Source organism: Trichocoleus sp. FACHB-262 (assembly GCF_014696035.1).
Taxonomy (GTDB): Bacteria; Cyanobacteriota; Cyanobacteriia; order FACHB-46; family FACHB-46; genus Trichocoleus.
This window is the reverse complement of sequence record NZ_JACJPK010000017.1, coordinates 303,455-321,899: the sequence shown is the minus strand read 5'-3', so window position 1 is coordinate 321,899 and position 18,445 is coordinate 303,455. Positions and strand designations below refer to the sequence as shown.

Annotated in this window: 14 protein-coding genes; 5 read left to right on the top strand and 9 right to left on the bottom strand. The window is 50.9% G+C overall.

Features of this window, described 5'->3' with window-relative positions:
- Positions 1-45: 45 nt before the first annotated feature.
- The 9 genes from H6F68_RS02580 to H6F68_RS02540 form a co-directional block, all read right to left on the bottom strand.
- A complete protein-coding gene (locus tag H6F68_RS02580; protein WP_190556777.1) occupies positions 46-2,676 on the bottom strand; it encodes a GAF domain-containing protein in 2,631 nt (876 codons plus the stop codon).
- Between the two features lie 485 nt (positions 2,677-3,161).
- The gene (locus H6F68_RS02575) at positions 3,162-4,295 is read right to left on the bottom strand and encodes a glycosyltransferase family 1 protein (protein ID WP_190556219.1); all 1,134 of its coding nucleotides are present in this window, start codon (positions 4,293-4,295) and stop codon (positions 3,162-3,164) included.
- An 84-nt stretch (positions 4,296-4,379) separates the two neighbouring features.
- On the bottom strand, positions 4,380-5,531 hold the full coding sequence (locus H6F68_RS02570; RefSeq protein WP_190431381.1) for an NAD-dependent epimerase/dehydratase family protein: 1,152 nt from the start codon (positions 5,529-5,531) through the stop codon (positions 4,380-4,382).
- A gap of 183 nt (positions 5,532-5,714) precedes the next feature.
- Complete coding sequence (locus H6F68_RS02565; protein WP_190556216.1) at positions 5,715-6,305, bottom strand: chromophore lyase CpcT/CpeT; 591 nt, start codon at positions 6,303-6,305, stop codon at positions 5,715-5,717.
- 160 nt (positions 6,306-6,465) lie between these two features.
- A complete protein-coding gene (locus tag H6F68_RS02560) occupies positions 6,466-8,040 on the bottom strand; it encodes an alkaline phosphatase (protein WP_190556214.1) in 1,575 nt (524 codons plus the stop codon).
- A gap of 183 nt (positions 8,041-8,223) precedes the next feature.
- On the bottom strand, positions 8,224-9,432 hold the full coding sequence (locus H6F68_RS02555; protein WP_199299857.1) for an esterase-like activity of phytase family protein: 1,209 nt from the start codon (positions 9,430-9,432) through the stop codon (positions 8,224-8,226).
- Positions 9,433-9,544: 112 nt separating this feature from the next.
- Positions 9,545-10,177 carry a heme-copper oxidase subunit III gene (locus tag H6F68_RS02550; RefSeq protein ID WP_190431390.1) on the bottom strand — a complete coding sequence of 211 codons (633 nt, stop codon included), beginning with the start codon at positions 10,175-10,177 and terminating at the stop codon, positions 9,545-9,547.
- A gap of 49 nt (positions 10,178-10,226) precedes the next feature.
- Complete coding sequence (gene ctaD / locus H6F68_RS02545) at positions 10,227-11,993, bottom strand: cytochrome c oxidase subunit I (protein ID WP_190431392.1); 1,767 nt, start codon at positions 11,991-11,993, stop codon at positions 10,227-10,229.
- A gap of 89 nt (positions 11,994-12,082) precedes the next feature.
- A complete protein-coding gene (locus H6F68_RS02540; protein WP_190556212.1) occupies positions 12,083-13,210 on the bottom strand; it encodes a cytochrome c oxidase subunit II in 1,128 nt (375 codons plus the stop codon).
- Positions 13,211-13,710: 500 nt separating this feature from the next.
- Here H6F68_RS02540 and H6F68_RS02535 point away from each other — a divergent pair, with 500 nt between their 5' ends.
- The 5 genes from H6F68_RS02535 (at position 13,711) to H6F68_RS02515 (ending at position 18,429) form a co-directional block, all read left to right on the top strand.
- Entirely contained in the window at positions 13,711-14,685 is a 975-nt protein-coding gene (locus H6F68_RS02535) for a heme A synthase (protein ID WP_190556210.1), read from the top strand.
- A gap of 110 nt (positions 14,686-14,795) precedes the next feature.
- Positions 14,796-15,791: a heme o synthase gene (locus tag H6F68_RS02530; RefSeq protein ID WP_190556207.1), complete on the top strand. Its 996-nt coding sequence runs from the start codon at positions 14,796-14,798 to the stop codon at positions 15,789-15,791.
- A 58-nt stretch (positions 15,792-15,849) separates the two neighbouring features.
- A complete protein-coding gene (locus H6F68_RS02525; protein ID WP_190556205.1) occupies positions 15,850-16,869 on the top strand; it encodes an ATP-binding cassette domain-containing protein in 1,020 nt (339 codons plus the stop codon).
- Between the two features lie 40 nt (positions 16,870-16,909).
- A complete protein-coding gene (locus H6F68_RS02520; protein WP_190556203.1) occupies positions 16,910-17,827 on the top strand; it encodes an ABC transporter permease in 918 nt (305 codons plus the stop codon).
- 176 nt (positions 17,828-18,003) lie between these two features.
- Complete coding sequence (locus H6F68_RS02515) at positions 18,004-18,429, top strand: hypothetical protein (RefSeq protein WP_206755493.1); 426 nt, start codon at positions 18,004-18,006, stop codon at positions 18,427-18,429.
- The last annotated feature ends 16 nt before the right edge of the window (positions 18,430-18,445 follow it).

Here is an 18,445-nt window from a genome sequence, read left to right as displayed (position 1 = left end):
TCAATAGAAGTAGACTATTCACTTCTATTGACGCTGTTGACTTGGCTACTTGCTCGTCATCGTATGCACGCCGTCCCAGTCTTCGGGGGGCGGATTTGTGAGGTAGTCTTGAATTCGCCGGAGATGGGCTTCCACCGCTTGATCAGTTTCTCGCAATTTTTGAGCAGCGCTGAAGTGCTTGAGCGCGGCTTGAAATTCCATTTGAGTGTAAGCTGTGCGTCCAGCAATATAGAGACCTAAAAAATCTTCGCTTTCGGCTGGCAAAGCCTCCCGGCGATCGCCAATCAGCTCAAAAATGCTGACAGGTCTGTTTTTACCTTTGACGCGGATTTTGTCGAGTTCTCGCACCCAAATGCGATCGCGGCAGAGTTCATAAGTGAACTCGCTCAGCACAATATCGCAGCCATATTCCTTCGTCACACTCTCTAAGCGAGAGCTGAGGTTAACACCATCTCCGATCACGGTGTAGTCCATGCGCTTTTGGGAGCCGATGTTGCCAGAAACCACTTCTCCAGAACTAATCCCAATCCCGATGTGAATTTGGGGCTGGGCTTCCACCATTCGCGCCTCGTTAAACTCCTTGAGCCGTCGCCGCATATCCAGCGCCGATTGCACTGCCATCCAGGCATGGTTTTCGTTGAGAGGGAGAGGCGCACCAAACACAGCCATGATCGCATCCCCGATGAACTTGTCCAGGGTGCCTTCATAGTTAAAGATCGCTTCCACCATCGTCTCAAAGTACTGATTCAGCAGCTCGACAACTTTGGTCGCTTCTAAGTTCTCCGTCAAAGTGGTGTAGCCACGAATATCTGAGAACAGAATTGTGACTTCTTTACGCTCACCCACCATGAGGCCGTCTTCACCCAAAGCCATGACTCGCTCCGCCACGCCTGGGGTCATGTAGCGATACATGGTCGTCTTCATCCGCTTCTCTTGGCTGATGTCTTCTAGGACCACCAAGCCACCGCGCACGCTACCTTCTGGGTTGGTGAGGGGATTCACCGTGAGGTTGATACTGCGCTCAATTTCCCGGATCTGCGCTTTGGTGAAGTAAGTCGCCTCGACTACATAATTGCCATTGCTAGTTTCAGCCGTCGGTTCCGTAGGCAGTTCGTTCCAAGCAACGTAACGGCTGGGCTCGGTGCGATCGCTAATCGTTAAAGTGTATACGGTGTTACCGTCATCCTCTACAGTTCCTTCGCCTACAGCACTCGTGGCAATATGCAGCCCCACCGTTAAGCTCTGCTCGGGTACGTAGTGTTTGGCCGCAGTTTTCAAGCTATCTTGCAATCGCATTTGCAAGTTTTCGATCGGAATAATGTCCCAGACGTAGCGGCCTACCAGTTTGTCTTGCCAGTGCAATTTATTCACCTTGCCACTGGCTTTGCGGACCGGGCAACCTAGCAACTCAATGGCCGCATCATTAATGGTAACGATTCTGCCTTGCATGTCGGTGGAGATCACCGCATCCGACAGACTTTGTAGCATGTCTTTTTGATACTGTTTCTCCAGCAGCACGTTCTCAAACAGTTGGGCATTCTCTAAGGCAATCCCCGCCTGAATATTAAAGGCCCGCATGAACTCTTCGTCAGAGTTAGTAAAGCTGCCTTGATGCTTATTAATTAATTGGGTGACTCCAATCAGCTCGCTGCTGGAGTTAAATACGGGCATACAGAGAATATTGCGAGTGTAATAACCCGTTCTCTTATCAGTGCTGGGATCAAAGCGTGGATCTTCGTAAGCATTCGGGATGTTTAGGGTCTCACCCGTAGAAGCAACGTACCCAGCAATGCCTTTATTGGCAGGAATGCGGATTTCCAAAATTGTTTTTTCGTCGGCTGCCGCAACTTTGGTCCACAGCTCATTGGTTTCCCGGCTCAATAGGAACAAAGTGCTGCGATCGGCCTGCATCAAGTCACGCGCTTGATTCATCACTGCCCGCAGGGTGGTTTCTAGATCTAAGCTGCGCCCCAACATCTTGGTCGCTTCTAGCAGCGCTGCCACCCCGCGCTGGTTGCGGGCTGCAATGTAGAATGTATTACAACTTTCTAGGATGATGCCAATCGAAGAAGCAAATTCACGGAAGTGTTGCTCATCTGTGGCGTCAAATGGCATCCCTCCCATCTTGTTCAGCAACTGGACGACTGCAACCACCCGCTCATGCTTATTAAAAATAGGCATGCACAAAATATTTTTGGTGTGGTAGCCCGTTTGCTTATCAACTTCTTTATTAAAGAGAGGATGACTGTAGGCATCAGGAATATTTAGGCATTCTCCGGTCGTAGCGACGTGACCTGCAATGCCTTTATCAATCGGAATGCGAATTTCTGGTGACTTGCCGTCATCACTCTGAGCAATTTTGGCCCAAAGCTGGGCTTTTTCTTCATCTACCAAAAAAATAGTGGTGCGATCGGCCTGAAGAATTTGGCCAATCTTTAAGGTAAATGCCTCTAGAATCTGCTCTAGCAGCGTCTCTAAGGTTTCATTATTAATTAAATCGATCGCCCGTAAAAAGTGCTCAAACTCACGGGTAATCTGCTCCAGCAAATCAATGAATTGCGGAACAGGTAAATCCTTGACGCGATGAGTTAGGTTGCCTTTACGGTTATTGCCTTGAGTCAGGGTAGCCAGCATGCCACCCGCTTGAGGCACAGCGCCAGAATTATGGAGTGTCATAGTCATGACCGATAAATGGGGCGAGGCAGCCCATGCTTGGTAGATGGATTCTGAGCGAGGCGATCGCAGGAGAATTAGATGTTTTTATAGACACTACACTAAAGCTCATTTCCTGTTGATTAGCGTAGCTTGTCTAGTCAAGCTGATACCACCCAGAGCCAGTCAGAAAACTTGATTCAGGTCTGGGGATACCCAACTCGTTCAAGTTCAGATTGGTTCTTATCTATAGTGTCGTGAGGTATTCTCGATTAATCAAGAGATCGCTGCAACTAAAACAGGTTATTGGTTCAGTCAAGGTTAGTATCCCCTCACAAGACTGAGCAATAACAGAACCACTACGAATGTAACTGGTTGTCTACAGTCCAACAAGCAACAACTTATACAGAACTGTAGTTCTGCTGAGCATACCCTCTCCCCCATCCCCTCTCATATGGGAGAGGGGTGCCGTAGGCGGGATGAGGTTTGAATTGTCTGAATCGGTACTTCTAAGCTGCTGAAGGTAGGACTTGAGAGTTAACCACAGCACGGTAATAACTCTGAAGCTGACGAGTGGCTGCTGCCCAACCCCAACGTTCTGCTTCTAGGCGGGCATTTTGGCGCAGAGTTTCACGCTTCTCAACTTGATTTAGCAAAGCTTGAGTGGCCGCGATCGCCCCTTGCTCATTGGTGGGGTCGAACAGGTAGCCGTTCACTCCATCCGTAACAATGTCAGGAATTCCCCCAGAGCGAGCTGCCACCACTGGGCAACCTGCCGCCATCGCTTCTAGGAGTACCAGCCCTAAAGTTTCGGTCCGGGAAGGAAAGACAAAGGCATCGGCAGAAGCAAAGGCACTCGATAGCTCTTTGCCTCCGAGATACCCAACGAAGTGGGTGGGGGTGCCCGCAAAATGCTTCTCGAGTTCCTGGCGGAAGGGACCATCTCCCACTAAAGCCAAGCGAGCGTTGGGAATTGCTTCCAAAACAGGCTTGATCCGATCGATTTCTTTTTCGGCAGAGAGGCGACCCACATAAAGCAATAACGGTGCTTCTGGGTGGCCTTGACTGAGGCGCGATCGCATCTCCTGGCTGGCTAAGCTCGGTTGAAATGTTTCTGTATCTACGCCCCGTTGCCAAAGGTCTACTCGCTCAATACCGTGAGCCGTCAGTTCCTCCACCATGGCCGTGGAGGTACATAAATTCAGTTGCGCTTGGTTATGCCCCGCTTTCAGCAGTTCCCAGAGCAAACCTTCTAGCATCCCCAAGCCATAGTGCTCCAAGTACTTGGGTAGGTGCGTGTGGTAAGAAGCCACTAAAGGAATTTTTAGAGTTTTACTGTAGTACAGACCTGCCAATCCTAAGACGGCAGGATTGACGATATGAACTAAGTCTGGGCGAAATCGCTCCAAGGCTTCCCCAATTGAAGGGCGAGGAAAAGCCAGCTTTAGCTCTGGGTACAAGGGCAGAGGAATTCCCGGTACCCCATAAATTTTGGCACCTTTGTACTCAGTTAAGCCTCCATCTGGAGAAAAAACTAATACTTGATCGCCAGTACGCTGTAAGTGCTCAACGGTATGGCGTAGGCGCGTGACAATTCCATCAACCTTGGGCAAAAAGGTTTCAGTGAATAGAGCAATTCGCATAAAGTCTAGAAATACTTAATTGCTGACAACTTTTTTAGGGTTGAAAAAAAGCAGAGCCCCTAGAAGAAGCTCTGCCTGAGATGGTTATCTACGCCAAGAAACTTTGGGAAGGATTTGATTCTGGTCAACGCGATCCTGGTACTTCACAGCAAAGTTCAGCAAGGAATCGAGTAAAGAATCGGAGAGGAAGTGAGGTTGCAGTCCGAGGCTGAGCAGATTGGTATTTTTGGCATTGAAGTAATGCTCTTCTAGCTCGACCCGGGGGTTGTCGATGTGATCAACTTTCACATCTAGGCCCAAGGAAGCACCCGCTTGCTTCACCATCGTGGCTAAGTCGCCAATGCTGAAGAGCTCGGTGAATTGGTTGAAGACTCGGAACTGACCCGCATCAGCGGGGTTCGCGATCGCCAGCTCCACACAACGCACGGTATCGCGGATATCTAGGAAACCACGAGTCTGACCACCTTTGCCATAAACCGTGATTGGATGCCCAGTCGCTGCTTGGATACAGAAGCGGTTCAACGCAGTACCAAAAACGCCGTCGTAGTCTAAGCGGTTGATTAACAGCTCGTCCATTCCGGTTTCTTCGGTGAGGACGCCATAAACCACGCCTTGGTTCAAGTCGGTAGCACGCAGGCCCCAAACCCGACAAGCAAAGTGAATATTGTGGCTGTCGTGGACTTTGCTGAGGTGGTAGAACGAGCCAGGTTGCTTGGGATAGGGCAGGGTATCCTTACGACCGTTGTGCTCGATCGTGATGTAGCCTTCTTCAATATCAATATTGGGTGTGCCATATTCACCCATCGTGCCCAGCTTGACGAGATGGCAGTCAGGGAAGCTTTCACGCATCACGTAGAGCAGGTTCAGCGTTCCCACCACGTTGTTGACCTGGGTGAGGACGGCGTGCTCGCGGTCAATCATGGAGAAGGGGGCAGAACGCTGTTCCCCAAAGTGCACAATTGCTTCTGGCTCGAAGGTATGAAGCGCTTTGTTCAAGAACTCGTAATTGGTAATGTCACCAATAAAGAGGTCTATGGACTTTCCGGTTAAATCTTTCCAACGCTGGAGCCGTTGTTGGATCGGTGCAATGGGGGTCAGGGTTTCGATGCAAAGTTCCGTATCCCAGTGTCGGCGCACCATACTGTCCAGAATGCCGACTTCATAACCTCGATTGGAGAGGTAGAGCGCAGTTGCCCAACCGCAGTAACCATCGCCGCCAATAACCAGGACTTTCATCTTGCTGAATCTTGCACGAGTAGTGTTCGCTGAATCCGTCAGGTCTAGAGTTTTTCCGCCTGGGGACAGACTAGACTAAGTTCTGAGTTCACTATCAGCCCAAGACTGGAATGAACTTTGAGAACCTTTTACACACCGTACCAGGAATGGGGCTCATTGAGACCTCCCCCCGGAACAGAAATTTTAAACTCTCACTTCGTCGCCAAAGTTGGCCCAACGGACGAAATAGAAGGGGCCCGCAACTGCACCCCAGACATGCTCGTCTGTTTCAGGATCTCGACCGCGATCGTGGCTAATAAATTTTTCGCCGTCTATCTCAAACGTGCTGTCGAGATAGGTGGTTTGGCCTTTGCGAACCACGATGCATCCTTTCCCAGGTTCTACATAGCCTTTAAAGCTGTCGCCCGTCCACTCGGCAATCATGTTGCATCCGGGCAATTTTTCTAGATCTTCAACCTTGAGGCTTTCAAGGCGCTCTAGGTCTCGTGAGGCTCCATAAAACCGCGCTTCTTCCCGGACGGTGTAGTTCTCAATTTCAATGCGATCGCCTTGCACCACCAAATTGAGCACTCGCACCCGATAGGGATCATTTAGCTGATAATCATAGGCTTGCTCAACGAGCAGGCTGATGCCAGACAGAATTTTTTGGGGAATGGGACGCATACAAACCCGGATGTGGGCAAAGAAAGGCGGGTTCTCAAAGGCTTGTTCTTGGTTGCTAAAGTCTGCCGCCATCCAGCGGGCTAAGGTGCCAACATCGGTCGAGTGAGTCATGGAAAAATTAAAATCGCATATCTAAAAGTGATCCCCACTATTGTCTAGGATCTAGGGTCTAGGATCTAGCTAGTTTTTAGGGGCCAGGTTTTGAGGGCCAATGTTTGAGGCCGAGTGGGGGTGCTCGCTTGATTGGTTTTTCTACTGTCAAGGATTCTGGTTAAATTCGTTGGGCTCCAGGTTGCCCATCTTGAACGACAAAACTCGCCAAAGTACTGACGGTCGCATCGGGAGCCAGAATGGTAGACACAACTCGGAAATCAGTCTGCCATTGCTGGGCCGTGACCTCGCAGTGGACGTAGCCCCGGAAAGCGCCATCAAAAAACTTGGTGTGAGGGTTAGCAGGCAGCGCTGCGGTGACAGGTGCAATAAAGGCTTGGGGAAAATCAGACGTAATGGAGGTGCCGACAAATTCAGTGCCGAGGGTGGCTGAATTGGGATTGTTGAAGTCAGCCTTTAAATCGTGGACCCAGCTAGAGTGAATGTCACCCGTCAGCACAATTGGATTGCTAGGTTGGCGATTTTGGAGAAACTGAAGCAGACGCTGCCGAGCCGCCACATACCCATCCCACTGATCCATATTGAACAGTTCGGAGGTGGGTCGGGGGTCAAAGTCGAACTGAGCCAGCATCACCTGCTGAGCCAAAACATTCCAGCGCGCTCGCGAACGGGTTAAATTCCGGTAGAGCCACTGCTCCTGCTTGAGGCCTGTGAGGGTTGCTTGAGCTGCAAATGCTTCTGGACAGCGAGGTTTGAGTTCATCTCCACAAGGCTGATCGGTGCGATATTGCCGAGTGTCTAGCACATTAAATTCCAGCAAGTCCCCAAAGACGAAGCGACGGTAGAGCTGCAAATCTGGCCCTTTGGGAAATGCGGTGGGGCGTAAGGGCATGTGCTCATAGTACGCGCGGTAGGCATTGGCTCGACGGCTGAGAAACGCTTGTTGGCTTTGGTCATCTTCAGGAATGGCATCGGCGTAGTTGTTGTCAACTTCATGGTCATCCCAGGTGACGATCCAAGGAAAGTTGGCATGAGCCGCTTGAAGGTTAGGGTCAGTTTTGTAGAGGGCGTGGCGGTTGCGGTAATCTTCTAGGCTGACAATTTCAGGACCGTTGTGTTGTCTGGGTTTGCCTGCTTCGGGGCCGTATTCGTAGATGTAGTCGCCTAAGTGCAGAACCAGATCTAGGTCTTCTTCAGCCAAATGTTTATAAGCAGTGTAATAGCCGTTTTGCCAATCTTGGCAAGAGGCAAAGGCAAAGCGCAAACGAGCGAAGCGATCGCCTAAAGCAGGGGCAGTTCGAGTGCGACCAATGGGACTAATTTCTTTACCGACCTGAAATTGATACCAATACCAGCGATCGGGTTGCAAACCTTCCACAACCACACGTACTGAGTGGGCGAGCTCCGGGGTAGCCATTGCTGTGCCCCGCTGCACCACTTGCCGCATGGTGGCATCTGTCGCCACTTGCCATTGGATCGGCACTGGGTTGGGAATCATCCCGCCACCGTTGAGGGGATCAGGAGCCAGCCTGGTCCATAGCACTACACTGGTGGGTAACGGATCACCGGAAGCGACACCCAGACTGAAGGGATAGTCCGTAAAGCGAGGAGTTGCAATGACTCGGCTGGGTTTCTGGCTCGCGATCGCCAACCCTGCTAACGCTCCTGCCCCAATGATTAGACTACGCCGCTTCATGCGAGCGGATAGCAAACGGTCAAATTGCAAGGAATCCATTTCTCTCCTCACCCTAGTTAAAAGCAGGACTGGTTCAGCATTGGCCCGAATTATCACGACCCATAGAGCTGAAAGTGACTGCCCAGCTAGAAATAACCTATCAGTGAGGGATTAACGAGGCTTCAAGATGTCATTAAAGTCAAATTAATCAGTAACGCAGCCGAAGCAAAAGTTTGAGCCAGCTTAGGTAGAATTTTTGAGCCGAAACAAGAGCACCTGAGTTGGTTGTTCGGCTTGTAGGTGGTTATTGCTGACCAGTAGTAGGCTTTGGGAGCCATCTGGTAGCTGTGGCCCCAACGTCATCCCGGCTAAGTCGCCCAGTGGAATTCCAAGCTTGTTCAAATCCAATAGCGATCGCTTCCGAATCGGCTGAATTCCTTCTGCGCCTTGCAGGCTAGCCAAACTAGAAGTGTCTGTAGCGCTACCCATCGCCAATTGGAAAATTTCAGCAGAAGGGGTGGAGTCATTCAGGGTTTCTTCCAAGCTCAAGAAATGCCCGCCTTGATCGAGAACCATCAGTTCTGTGAGTTGAGGGGCGATCGCACCTACGGGAGGAGCTTTGATGGGATACACATGCTCGGCAATCAGCACCGGAGGGCCTTCTCCGATCAGGTAGTGGAGTAAGCGATTATTAGCGGTTTGGTTCTCTGTTTCCCGATCTTGCACCAAGGCCGATTGAGTAGCAGTGAATATGCGAAAAGGTTCTAGGTTAGCAGGGCTGACACTAGGAGCGCTAATGGTGAGGGCTGAAAATGCTCCATGTTCTTGAACCCCTGCGGGTGCTTCTGGCGTGCCCGTGCTAGGCAAATACCGATTGGGGATGGGCAAGCGATGCCGTAACTTGCCTGTCGCTAGATCAAACTCGCCGACTAAAGGAGTGCCCCCTGCGGTATCTAAGCTGTCACTCGAAATAAAGACAGACTGTTGCGGAGACAAGGCAATGCCAGCGGGAGCGATCGCATTAGGAGCATAGGGTTGACCGTTCTCTTGCTTCAGTAGTGTCACCTGCTCTACTTCTAGCTGCTGAATTTTGGGAGCCTGCGCGTCGCTGGTATCCAGGCTGAGCTTGAAGGTGTAAAACCTGGCTGGCGCTTGCTGACTCGAATCATTAGAAACGGCATAAAAGCGATCGTGCTGGCGATCATAAGTAAGGGCTGACAAAGCTCCGACTGGGGTGTTGTCGTAAGTGGACTGGGATAGTTGATACTCGCCCAAAAACTCTAGGGAGCGGTCTAAAAACAGTCTGGACTCGGCGGAAATCCTCGGTACACCGCAAGCAGTGAGTAAAAGGGGGATGATCAAAATCAGGGCGCTCAAGGCTCGACGGTAAGCCCTAAACGATGGGGCGATCGCTCGTAGAACTGCTGAGGAAAAAGATTGATCCTGTTTCACTGCCCATCCTCGACGCATACACAAAGCATTATCTATATTTGCTAAATTCACTAGTAATTAAAAACCCCCTGGGGAGGGGGTGAGACTGATTAAGTTTAAGGTGCAGCAGTTTCTAGAGTAGATAGAGCAGCAGAAAGAGTAGCACCCAGATTACGTCTACAAAGTGCCAATACAATTCAGCGGCTTCTACGCCAAAGTGATTTTCCTTCGAGTAGTGGTTGGGCTTGAGCGATCGCCACAGCACACCCAGCATCAGCACTAAGCCAAAGCAAACGTGTAAACCGTGGAAGCCAGTCAAGACATAGAAAGTACTGCCAAACAAGTTTGAAGTGAGACCAAATTCTAGATGCTTGTACTCATAGATCTGGCCGCACAAGAAGACAGCTCCCATCAGAGCCGTAACAGCAAACCAAGTCCGTAGCCCTTTCACATCGTCTTTTTTGACTGCTGTATCGGCTTGGTGAATCACAAAGCTGCTAGCAATCAGAATGACTGTGTTGATGCTAGGCAAAAGTAATTCCAGCTTGGGCGTCCCTGCCGGGGGCCAACTCGGAGCCACCGCTCGGAAGGTTAAATAAGCCGTAAATAAGCCCAGGAAGATCATGCCCTCAGCAATCAGGAACACAATCACGCCTAGTAAGCGATAGTCGTGATGCTCAACTCCATGCGCCGAAACTTCTGACACTTCGGCTTGGTGATGGTAGTTTAGCTCGGCTTTCGACGGGTCAATAGTGGAACCTTGCATGAATCTCCAATGCCTTTAGCGCAACGACAAGTGCATTTATCTCGGTTGATCAGCGGTTGTGACTTTCGCCTTGGCGATCGTCAGGATGCGCGGCAACCGCTGGATCAGGCTCGGCCCTGAGAGCAGAGCTAGGACCCGCAGATAAAGCTGGATCGCGGGCATCTGAGAACGGTACATCGACTTGAGTGGCGCGATTGCCCATCCCATAGTCGTAGGGACCTGTAGCCAAAACGGGATCACTCTCAAAGTTTTCCACAGGCGGTGGGGAAGTCGTCATCCACTCTAAGGTCAGACCTTGCCAAGGATTGTCAGGAGCTTTGGGACCTGCTATCCAACTCCAGCAAGCATTCACAATGAAGGGAATGGTAGAGAGCGCCAGCAAATAGGCACCAATCGAACAAATTAGGTTCAGGGTGGCGAACTTGGGATCATACTCAGCAATGCGTCGGTTCATCCCTTCCATGCCTAGCTTGTGCATGGGCATGAAAGTAATGTTGAAGCCAACCAGCATCATGGCAAAGTGAATTTTGCCCCAAGTTTCATTCAGCATCCGCCCCGTCATTTTGGGGAACCAGTGATAGAAGCCAGCGTAGATGCCGAAGACGCTACCACCAAACAGCACGTAGTGTAAGTGGGCGACGACAAAGTAGGTGTCGTGGACGTGAATATCAAAGGGGACAGCCGCCACCATCACGCCGCTGATGCCACCGATCACAAACATGGAGACAAAGCCCATCGCAAACAGCATGGCGCTGTTGAGCCGTAGCTTGCCACCCCAGATCGTAGCTAGCCAACTGAACACCTTGATCCCCGTAGGGACGGCGATCACCATTGTCGTGATCATGAAAAACATGCGGAGCCAAGCAGGAGTGCCGCTGGTGAACATGTGGTGTGCCCAGACGATCAGACCCAAGAAGCTAATCGCCAAGCTGGAGTAGGCGATCGCCTTATACCCAAAGATGGGCTTGCGAGCATGGACAGGCAAAATTTCTGAGATCATGCCGAAGAAGGGCAAGATCATAATGTAAACGGCGGGGTGCGAATAGAACCAGAACAAATGCTGGTAAACAATCGGGTCACCGCCACCCGTGGGGTTGAAAAATGCTGTTCCTGCCAGTAGGTCAAAGGCCAAGAGAATCAGTGCGCCTGCTAGAACGGGGGTAGCAATCAGCGCTAAGGCTGAAGTGGAGAGCATGGCCCAGCAGAACAAAGGCATTTGGTTATAGCCCATGCCGGGGGCCCGCATCTTCACAATCGTGACGATGAAGTTGACCGCTGCCAGGATCGAAGAGGTTCCAAGCAACAGCACGCTCATAATCCAGATTGCTTCTCCAGCCTTGCCAGCAGCCATAGTGCTGAGAGGCGGATAAGAAGTCCAGCCTGAACCCGGTGCTCCGACTAAGAAGCTACTCAGCAGCAATAAGCCTGCGGGTGGAATGATCCAGAAGGCGATCGCGTTCAGCCGGGGGAAGGCCATGTCTCTGGCCCCAATCAGTAGGGGCACCAAGAAGTTGCCAAAGCCACCCGTTCCTGCTGGCACGATCCACAAAAAGATCATGATCGTGGCGTGGACCGTAAATAAGCTGTTGTAAACCTCACGGCTGACAAAATCAACTTCTGGCGTTGCCAGTTCGGTGCGGACGGCAGTTGCCAGGACACCACCAATTAAATAGAAGATAAACGTAGTGACCAGGTACTGAATCCCAATTACCTTGTGGTCAGTACTAAAGCCAAAATATTCGCGCCAATGGGTCACTTTAGGCTCGGAGCCGTGGGCGGGGATGTTGGCAGTTTCTTGAAGCTGTGCTTGTGTCATAGCCAATTCTCACAACAGAGAGATGCCAAGTGACAGTCTCTAAATTTCTCTGAAAGCAAAACTCAACAGACCTTAAATTTGAGCGTGATTTAGCTAGCAGTACTACCAACAGTATCCGCATGATGCATTTGATGCATGCTATGGGGAAGTTCCTGGAGGGCTGCTGCGCTGATGCCTAAATCTTGGGTGTAAGGCGCTAAAAATTCATCGGTAGATAGCTCGGCTGGGTTAGCCGCGATCGCCTGGGTCAAATCTGCTGATGCAGTCGCCTTCTGACTTTGAACCCAATTGTCAAAGTCTCCAGGGGCCTGAACCAAGACTTTAGTTTTCATTGCACCGTGATAGGCACCGCAAAGCTCGGCACAGATCAGGGGATATTCGCCAACTCTATTAGGCGTAAAGCGTAGTTCACTCTGCAAGCCAGGCACTGCATCTTGCTTCAAGCGAAATTCTGGTACCCAGAAGGCATGAATCACATCGTTGGCAGAGATGTTGAGCTTAACCTCGCGCCCTGTCGGGACATGCAACTCAGCCGCAACAATACCGCTGTCTGGGTAAGTAAAGATCCAGGCGAATTGCAAGCCTGTGACGTTCACCACCATTTCGGGGGCTTTGCCTTGCTTATCAGGCGTTGCCCCTACCTTGCCTGCGGTAACTCCTTCACCCGGAGCATCCTTGCGCTGGGGAATCGTTTCATTTCTGACCGCAGCTGTCGCCGGATCTTGCAGAGCCTTCTCTTGCTCTAGTTGATTGCGATTTTCTGTGGCGGGTGCATCCGTAAGGGTGGCTGCAATCGCCGCTCCAGGCATTTGAGCGATCCGCTCTGGTTTAGGAGCATGGGCAGCCGCGTGATTCATGGGATCAACGCCCCCTTCCCGCAGATAAACCTCGAAGCTATAGACCGAAATACCCAAAACAATGATGGCGGGGATCGCGGTCCAAAGGATTTCCAGGGGAATGTTGCCGTGGATGGGAGGCCCGTCTGTATCGTCCCCCTCACGCCGTCGGAATCGAATGATGGAAACAATGAGGACTCCCTGAACTAACAAGAAAATGCCAGTTCCGATAGTCATCATCACATTGAAGAGCCCGTCTACGAGAGAAGCTTCTTCAGAAGCTGCAATTGGCAACAAATCATGATTTTGGCCGTACCAAACACTCACGAGTGTCAGTAGGATGCCAGCAATCATGGCTGAAATAGCGCTTGGGATTTTCACGGCTAGTTAGAGAGTCCTATCAAAACTAAGTTTGAGATTAAGTAGCAACTAATTCTTTATTCATGAGTTCGGATCTCATTAAATGAGGAAATTCAACTCAGAGACTTCCCACAAAACTGAATTAATTTGCTAAATGCAAATAGGATCATCAAGCTTTATCAGTGCGATCTACCTACCAAGGTAAAGCAGGGAGTTAGGAAGATCGGTCGTCATTGTATATCTTTAGGAATTTCTTCGGGATCGCACCGAAGAGAGATGAATCAAGCGCTAGAAGTGTTTATCCTAGGTCTGAATTTTACACGGGTTTAACTTTTCAAAGTCAGATGTAACCACTCACGGCTTGCTTCACAATCCGAAGAAATTCCTAAACCTACCTCTATCTCAGGATAGCGTCCTTAAAGTAATAACTAGAGCCCTTCATCCTGAAAATCCAGTGTTAGGGTGAGGATAAGAGATGGCTCAAATCTTTGTAAATTTTGATTTTTGTTAGGGTACCGCTTATGACAGATTCTGTCTTACCTCGCCACCCTGAATCAGCGACAGAGTCATCCCAGCTCATTCAATGGATCTCACGCTTTGTCATGCGGATGGCGATCGCGACGTTGCTGTTGATGGCGATTGGCAGTGCTACCCGAGTCATGAATGCTGGATTAGCCTGCCCCGACTGGCCTTTGTGCTATGGCGAGTTGGTGCCCCGCCAGCAGATGAATCTGCAAGTGTTCCTAGAGTGGTTTCACCGCTTAGATGCCGCCCTTCTAGGCTTGTCTTCGCTCGCTTTATTTGGAGTTACTTGGTGGAATCGCCGCCAATTGCCAGCTTGGTTGCCTTGGTCTGCCACGCTGGTGGTGGGCTTAATTGTTTTTCAAGGAGCGTTGGGAGGGCTGACGGTTACTGAACTCCTCCGCTTCGACATCGTTACGGCTCATTTGGGAACGGCGCTGTTATATTTCACGACGTTGCTCGTGATTCGCATGGCATTGGTGCCTTACCAGGGCACAGGCACCGTTGGCCAACTTCCCTGGGTCAGCTTGAGCGCCGCTGTTTTCGTCTATGCTCAAAGCATTTTAGGCGCGTTAGTTGGCTCTCAGTGGGCATTACACCAATGCTTTGGTGCCGCCCAGCTTTGCCAAGTCATGAACAGCCATATCGCTGGAGTGGTGCCCGCTAGTTTAGCCACCCTTGCAACGGTGTGGCTCGCTTGGCGAACTCCTGCGCTCAGCCCCCTGCTGCGCCAATTTGCCAACTGGATTGCAGGTTTGTTGGTGTTGCAAGTTGCCTTGGGGATCGCTACATTTCGCTTACACCTACAAGTTGAACCGCTGACTGTGGCTCACCAAGCAATCGGTGCTGGCTTACTCGGAACGCTGGTAGCGTTTACGGTGCTGGCTCTTCGCGATCGCGCCGGTACTAAAGCCACTGAGCCAACCACCTCATCGGGACAATCCTTGCCGAGTGCTCAGTCTGAGCCTGCCTAGCTTCTTTTGTGGCAAGACCTGAAAGAAGAGGGTCAGGCCATTGATGGCTTACAAATCAGTAGGTGTATGGCCCTGCTGTTATAGCCTGCAAGTTTTATAGGAACTAAATAATGCAAGAAACGCTTTGGACTCAAGCCCCCCGCCGCAACCAAAACTTGGTTCAGGTTATTCAGAGCTACTACCAACTCACCAAACCTCGCATTATCTTGCTGCTGCTAATTACGACTGCGGGTGGCATGTGGATTGCAGCCGAGGGTCAAGTTAATCCGCTGCTCCTGCTCGTGACGTTGACGGGTGGTACTTTGGCCGCCGCTTCAGCGAACACGATCAACTGTTTATACGATCGCGATATTGACTATGTGATGGAGCGGACTCGCCATCGCCCCCTACCGTCTGGACGAGTGCAGCCTCGGGATGCGCTGATTTTCGCGATCGCCCTAGCTTCAATTTCCTTTTCTTTGCTGGTAGTCTTTGCCAATCTACTCAGCGCCCTGCTAGCGATGTCGGGCATTTTGGTCTATGTCTTGGTCTATACCCATTGGCTCAAACGGCACAGCACCCAAAACATTGTGATTGGCGGAGCTGCGGGTGCGATCCCACCTTTAGTGGGTTGGGCGGCTGTGACAGGTGATCTGAGCTGGGCCGCTTGGGTGCTGTTTGCAATTGTCTTTTTCTGGACACCACCGCATTTCTGGGCCTTGGCGCTGATGATCCGTAAAGACTACGCGAGTGTTGGCGTGCCGATGTTGCCCGTGGTTGAAGGAGAAGCAGCAACGGCTCGGCAGATTTTGTGGTACAGCTTGCTCTTGATCCCCGTCACGCTACTGCTGGTTTACCCGCTGCATGTAATGGGCGCTGTGTACGCAGTCGTGGCATTGCTGCTGGGTGGAGTCTTGGTTCAGAAGGCATGGCAACTCATGCAAGCTCCTGAGGATCTAGACCAAGCGCGATCGCTGTTTAAGTATTCCATCCTCTACATGATGCTGCTTTGTGCGGGCATGGTAGTTGATAGCCTACCTGTCACCCATCAACTCTTGAGTTTCTGCACTGAGCATTTGCAAGCTCTCATCAGCGCCATTCCGATGCTGCAAGGTCTAACTGTTTAGAATAAAAGGAGATGCTGCTTAAACTTTAGTTATAAATTGCCAAGGAATATTGATCGCTATGCCTCCCGCTGTTCTGATTCAACACCTCCAGAAGCACTACGGTCAGGTTGAAGCGGTTAAAGACGTTTCGTTTCAGGTGGAACCAGGGGAAATTTTTGGTCTCCTGGGACCAAATGGTGCGGGTAAAACTACTACGATTCGCTGCCTTTGCACCCTGGCGCAACCGGACGCTGGCCAAGTCGAAGTGTCCGGTGTTTCAGTCACTGAAAATCCCAGAGCGGCTCGACAGTTGCTGGGTTACGTCGCTCAAGAAGTCGCCCTGGATAAAGTTTTGACTGGACGGGAACTGCTGCAACTGCAAGCGGCACTGTATCATTTGCCCCGTGCGATCGCTAAAGAACGAATTGCTACGGCGATCGAATTACTGGGCTTGGCAGAGTGGGCCGATAAAAAGACAGGCACCTATTCTGGGGGGTTACGGAAACGCCTAGATTTGGCAGCAGGTTTGTTGCACCAACCGGATGTCTTGGTTCTGGACGAGCCAACGGTGGGATTAGATATTGAGAGCAGAGTGGCCGTCTGGAACTTCCTGCGTCAGTTGCGAGCAGAAGGCACTGCAGTACTGATCACTAGCCACTATTTAGAAGAAATCGATGCTCTAGCCGATCGCGTCGCCATTATCGATCGCGGTTTGGTGATTGCTACAGGTACTCCTTCTGCCTTGAAAGATCAAGTTGGTGGCGATCGCATTACCTTGAGAATTCGAGAGTTTACGCCCCTTGAGGAAGCAGAAACAGCCAGAGCCATGTTGTCAGCTTTGCCAACTGTGCAAGAAGTAATTATCAACAGCGCTCAAGGTAACTCACTCAACTTAGTAGTCGCGTCCCAAACCGAGGCACTGAGCACTGTCCAGCAAGCCTTGAAAGAAGCTGGGTTACCTACGTTTGGCATTGCTCAAGCCCGCCCCAGTTTAGATGATGTTTACCTCGCTGCTACAGGTCGTACCCTGGTAGATGCAGAACTGGCAGCGGCAGGGAGTCGTGATCCCAAAGCCGAACGTAAACAAAATATGCGCTAATCCCTGAGCCCTAATTCCTAAGCTAACTGAGGACAGTTGAATGAGCCGTAGTGTAACTCCCCCGAAACCCAGCTTGACTTCCGAGAATACAGCCTTACCTAGTCATGCTGTTCGACTAGCTGCAAAACCAGCCTTGCCTCAAACCAGCGCTTTGAGCGACTTTATCCAAGAAACGTTAGCGCTGACTCGTCGCCTGTTTATTCAGTTGCAGCGTCGTCCCTCCACGCTGATTGCGGGCATCATTCAGCCGCTGATGTGGCTAGTGCTGTTTGGCGCTCTGTTTCAAAACGTGCCGCAGGGCTTGTTTGGGGATAGCCAAAGTTACGGGCAGTTTTTGGGCGCAGGCATTATCGTCTTCACGGCCTTTGGTGGGGCGTTGAATGCAGGTTTGCCTGTGATGTTCGATCGCGAGTTTGGCTTCTTAAATCGATTACTGGTAGCACCTCTAGCTTCTCGCTTCTCGATTGTGGTGGCCTCAGCGATTTTCATCACCACGCTCAGCCTGATTCAGACAGCAGTGATTGTCAGCGCGATCGCCTTCTTGGGTGCTGGCTTGCCTAATCTTTTAGGCTTGGGTGTCGTGACTTTAATTGTGTTTGCCTTGGTTCTAGGTGTAACTGGGTTGAGCTTAGGGTTGGCCTTCGCCTTACCTGGGCACGTCGAACTGATTGCCGTGATTTTTGTCACGAATTTGCCGTTGTTGTTTGCCAGTACAGCCCTCGCCCCTCTGTCGTTTATGCCCCACTGGTTGCAAGTGGTAGCGACGCTCAATCCCCTGAGTTACGCGATCGAGCCGATTCGCTATCTCTATCTACATAATGACTGGGCTTTGAGCAGTATCGTGATGCAAGCACCTTGGGGATCAGTCAGCTTGGGTGGGGCTTTATTGGTGCTCTTTGCTTTTGACCTCGTCGCTTTGTTGAGTATTCAGCCTCTGCTCCGGCGCACCTTTGCTTAACTGGTCTTGGGGCCGTTGCGAGGTCAGAGCGGCAGGGTTAGACTGTCCTTAGGTTAAGTGAACCTGTCAAACTAGAAAACAACGTAGCCTCATACTCAAGCATGGGAGCTTTTCTGGTTTCCTATCGTCTTAAAATCTCAGTCAAAGTTTAGTAAATATTGGATCCGAAAGGGCTTATGAAGATGCAGCCTCAGACTAAATTAGCTTCTCCTCGCTTCCAGGCTCGACTTGCCCTCGGTCTGTTACTTGGTGTTGCGCTTGCTCCTTGTCTACTGCCTCAAGCTACCTCGGCTCAAACTGCTGGGGCTGTGCAGCCGCTAGAGGATTTTCAAAATAAGGATGGGGGCACTGATCTCTTTTCTGACCGTTCTGGCAATGGTGCCTCTAGTTTGTTTGACTTGATGCATCGCGCTGCTTTTGGTGGTATGCGGAGCGCGGATGACTACGGGACTGAGCAGCAACAAAATTTAAATGATGCCGCAGCTCAATTCCGGGCAATCCAACTACAACGCCTAAAACAGCAAAATGGCCCTGCTAGTCGGCCCTCGACTCCTGCAACGACCCTAGAAATTGCTCCTGCTACTGGCACTTCAGTTAAGTAGACCAAAATAGCTTAAG

Excerpts from the sequence above, each read along its gene's own strand:
- H6F68_RS02580 (WP_190556777.1), bottom strand. The coding sequence starts at position 2,676 with ATGACACTCCATAATTCTGGCGCTGTGCCTCAAGCGGGTGGCATGCTG.
- H6F68_RS02575 (WP_190556219.1), bottom strand. The coding sequence starts at position 4,295 with ATGCGAATTGCTCTATTCACTGAAACCTTTTTGCCCAAGGTTGATGGA.
- H6F68_RS02570 (WP_190431381.1), bottom strand. The coding sequence starts at position 5,531 with ATGAAAGTCCTGGTTATTGGCGGCGATGGTTACTGCGGTTGGGCAACT.
- H6F68_RS02565 (WP_190556216.1), bottom strand. The coding sequence starts at position 6,305 with ATGACTCACTCGACCGATGTTGGCACCTTAGCCCGCTGGATGGCGGCA.
- H6F68_RS02560 (WP_190556214.1), bottom strand. The coding sequence starts at position 8,040 with ATGGATTCCTTGCAATTTGACCGTTTGCTATCCGCTCGCATGAAGCGG.
- H6F68_RS02550 (WP_190431390.1), bottom strand. The coding sequence starts at position 10,177 with ATGCAAGGTTCCACTATTGACCCGTCGAAAGCCGAGCTAAACTACCAT.
- ctaD (WP_190431392.1), bottom strand. The coding sequence starts at position 11,993 with ATGACACAAGCACAGCTTCAAGAAACTGCCAACATCCCCGCCCACGGC.
- H6F68_RS02535 (WP_190556210.1), top strand. The coding sequence starts at position 13,711 with ATGACAGATTCTGTCTTACCTCGCCACCCTGAATCAGCGACAGAGTCA.
- H6F68_RS02530 (WP_190556207.1), top strand. The coding sequence starts at position 14,796 with ATGCAAGAAACGCTTTGGACTCAAGCCCCCCGCCGCAACCAAAACTTG.
- H6F68_RS02525 (WP_190556205.1), top strand. The coding sequence starts at position 15,850 with ATGCCTCCCGCTGTTCTGATTCAACACCTCCAGAAGCACTACGGTCAG.
- H6F68_RS02520 (WP_190556203.1), top strand. The coding sequence starts at position 16,910 with ATGAGCCGTAGTGTAACTCCCCCGAAACCCAGCTTGACTTCCGAGAAT.
- H6F68_RS02515 (WP_206755493.1), top strand. The coding sequence starts at position 18,004 with ATGAAGATGCAGCCTCAGACTAAATTAGCTTCTCCTCGCTTCCAGGCT.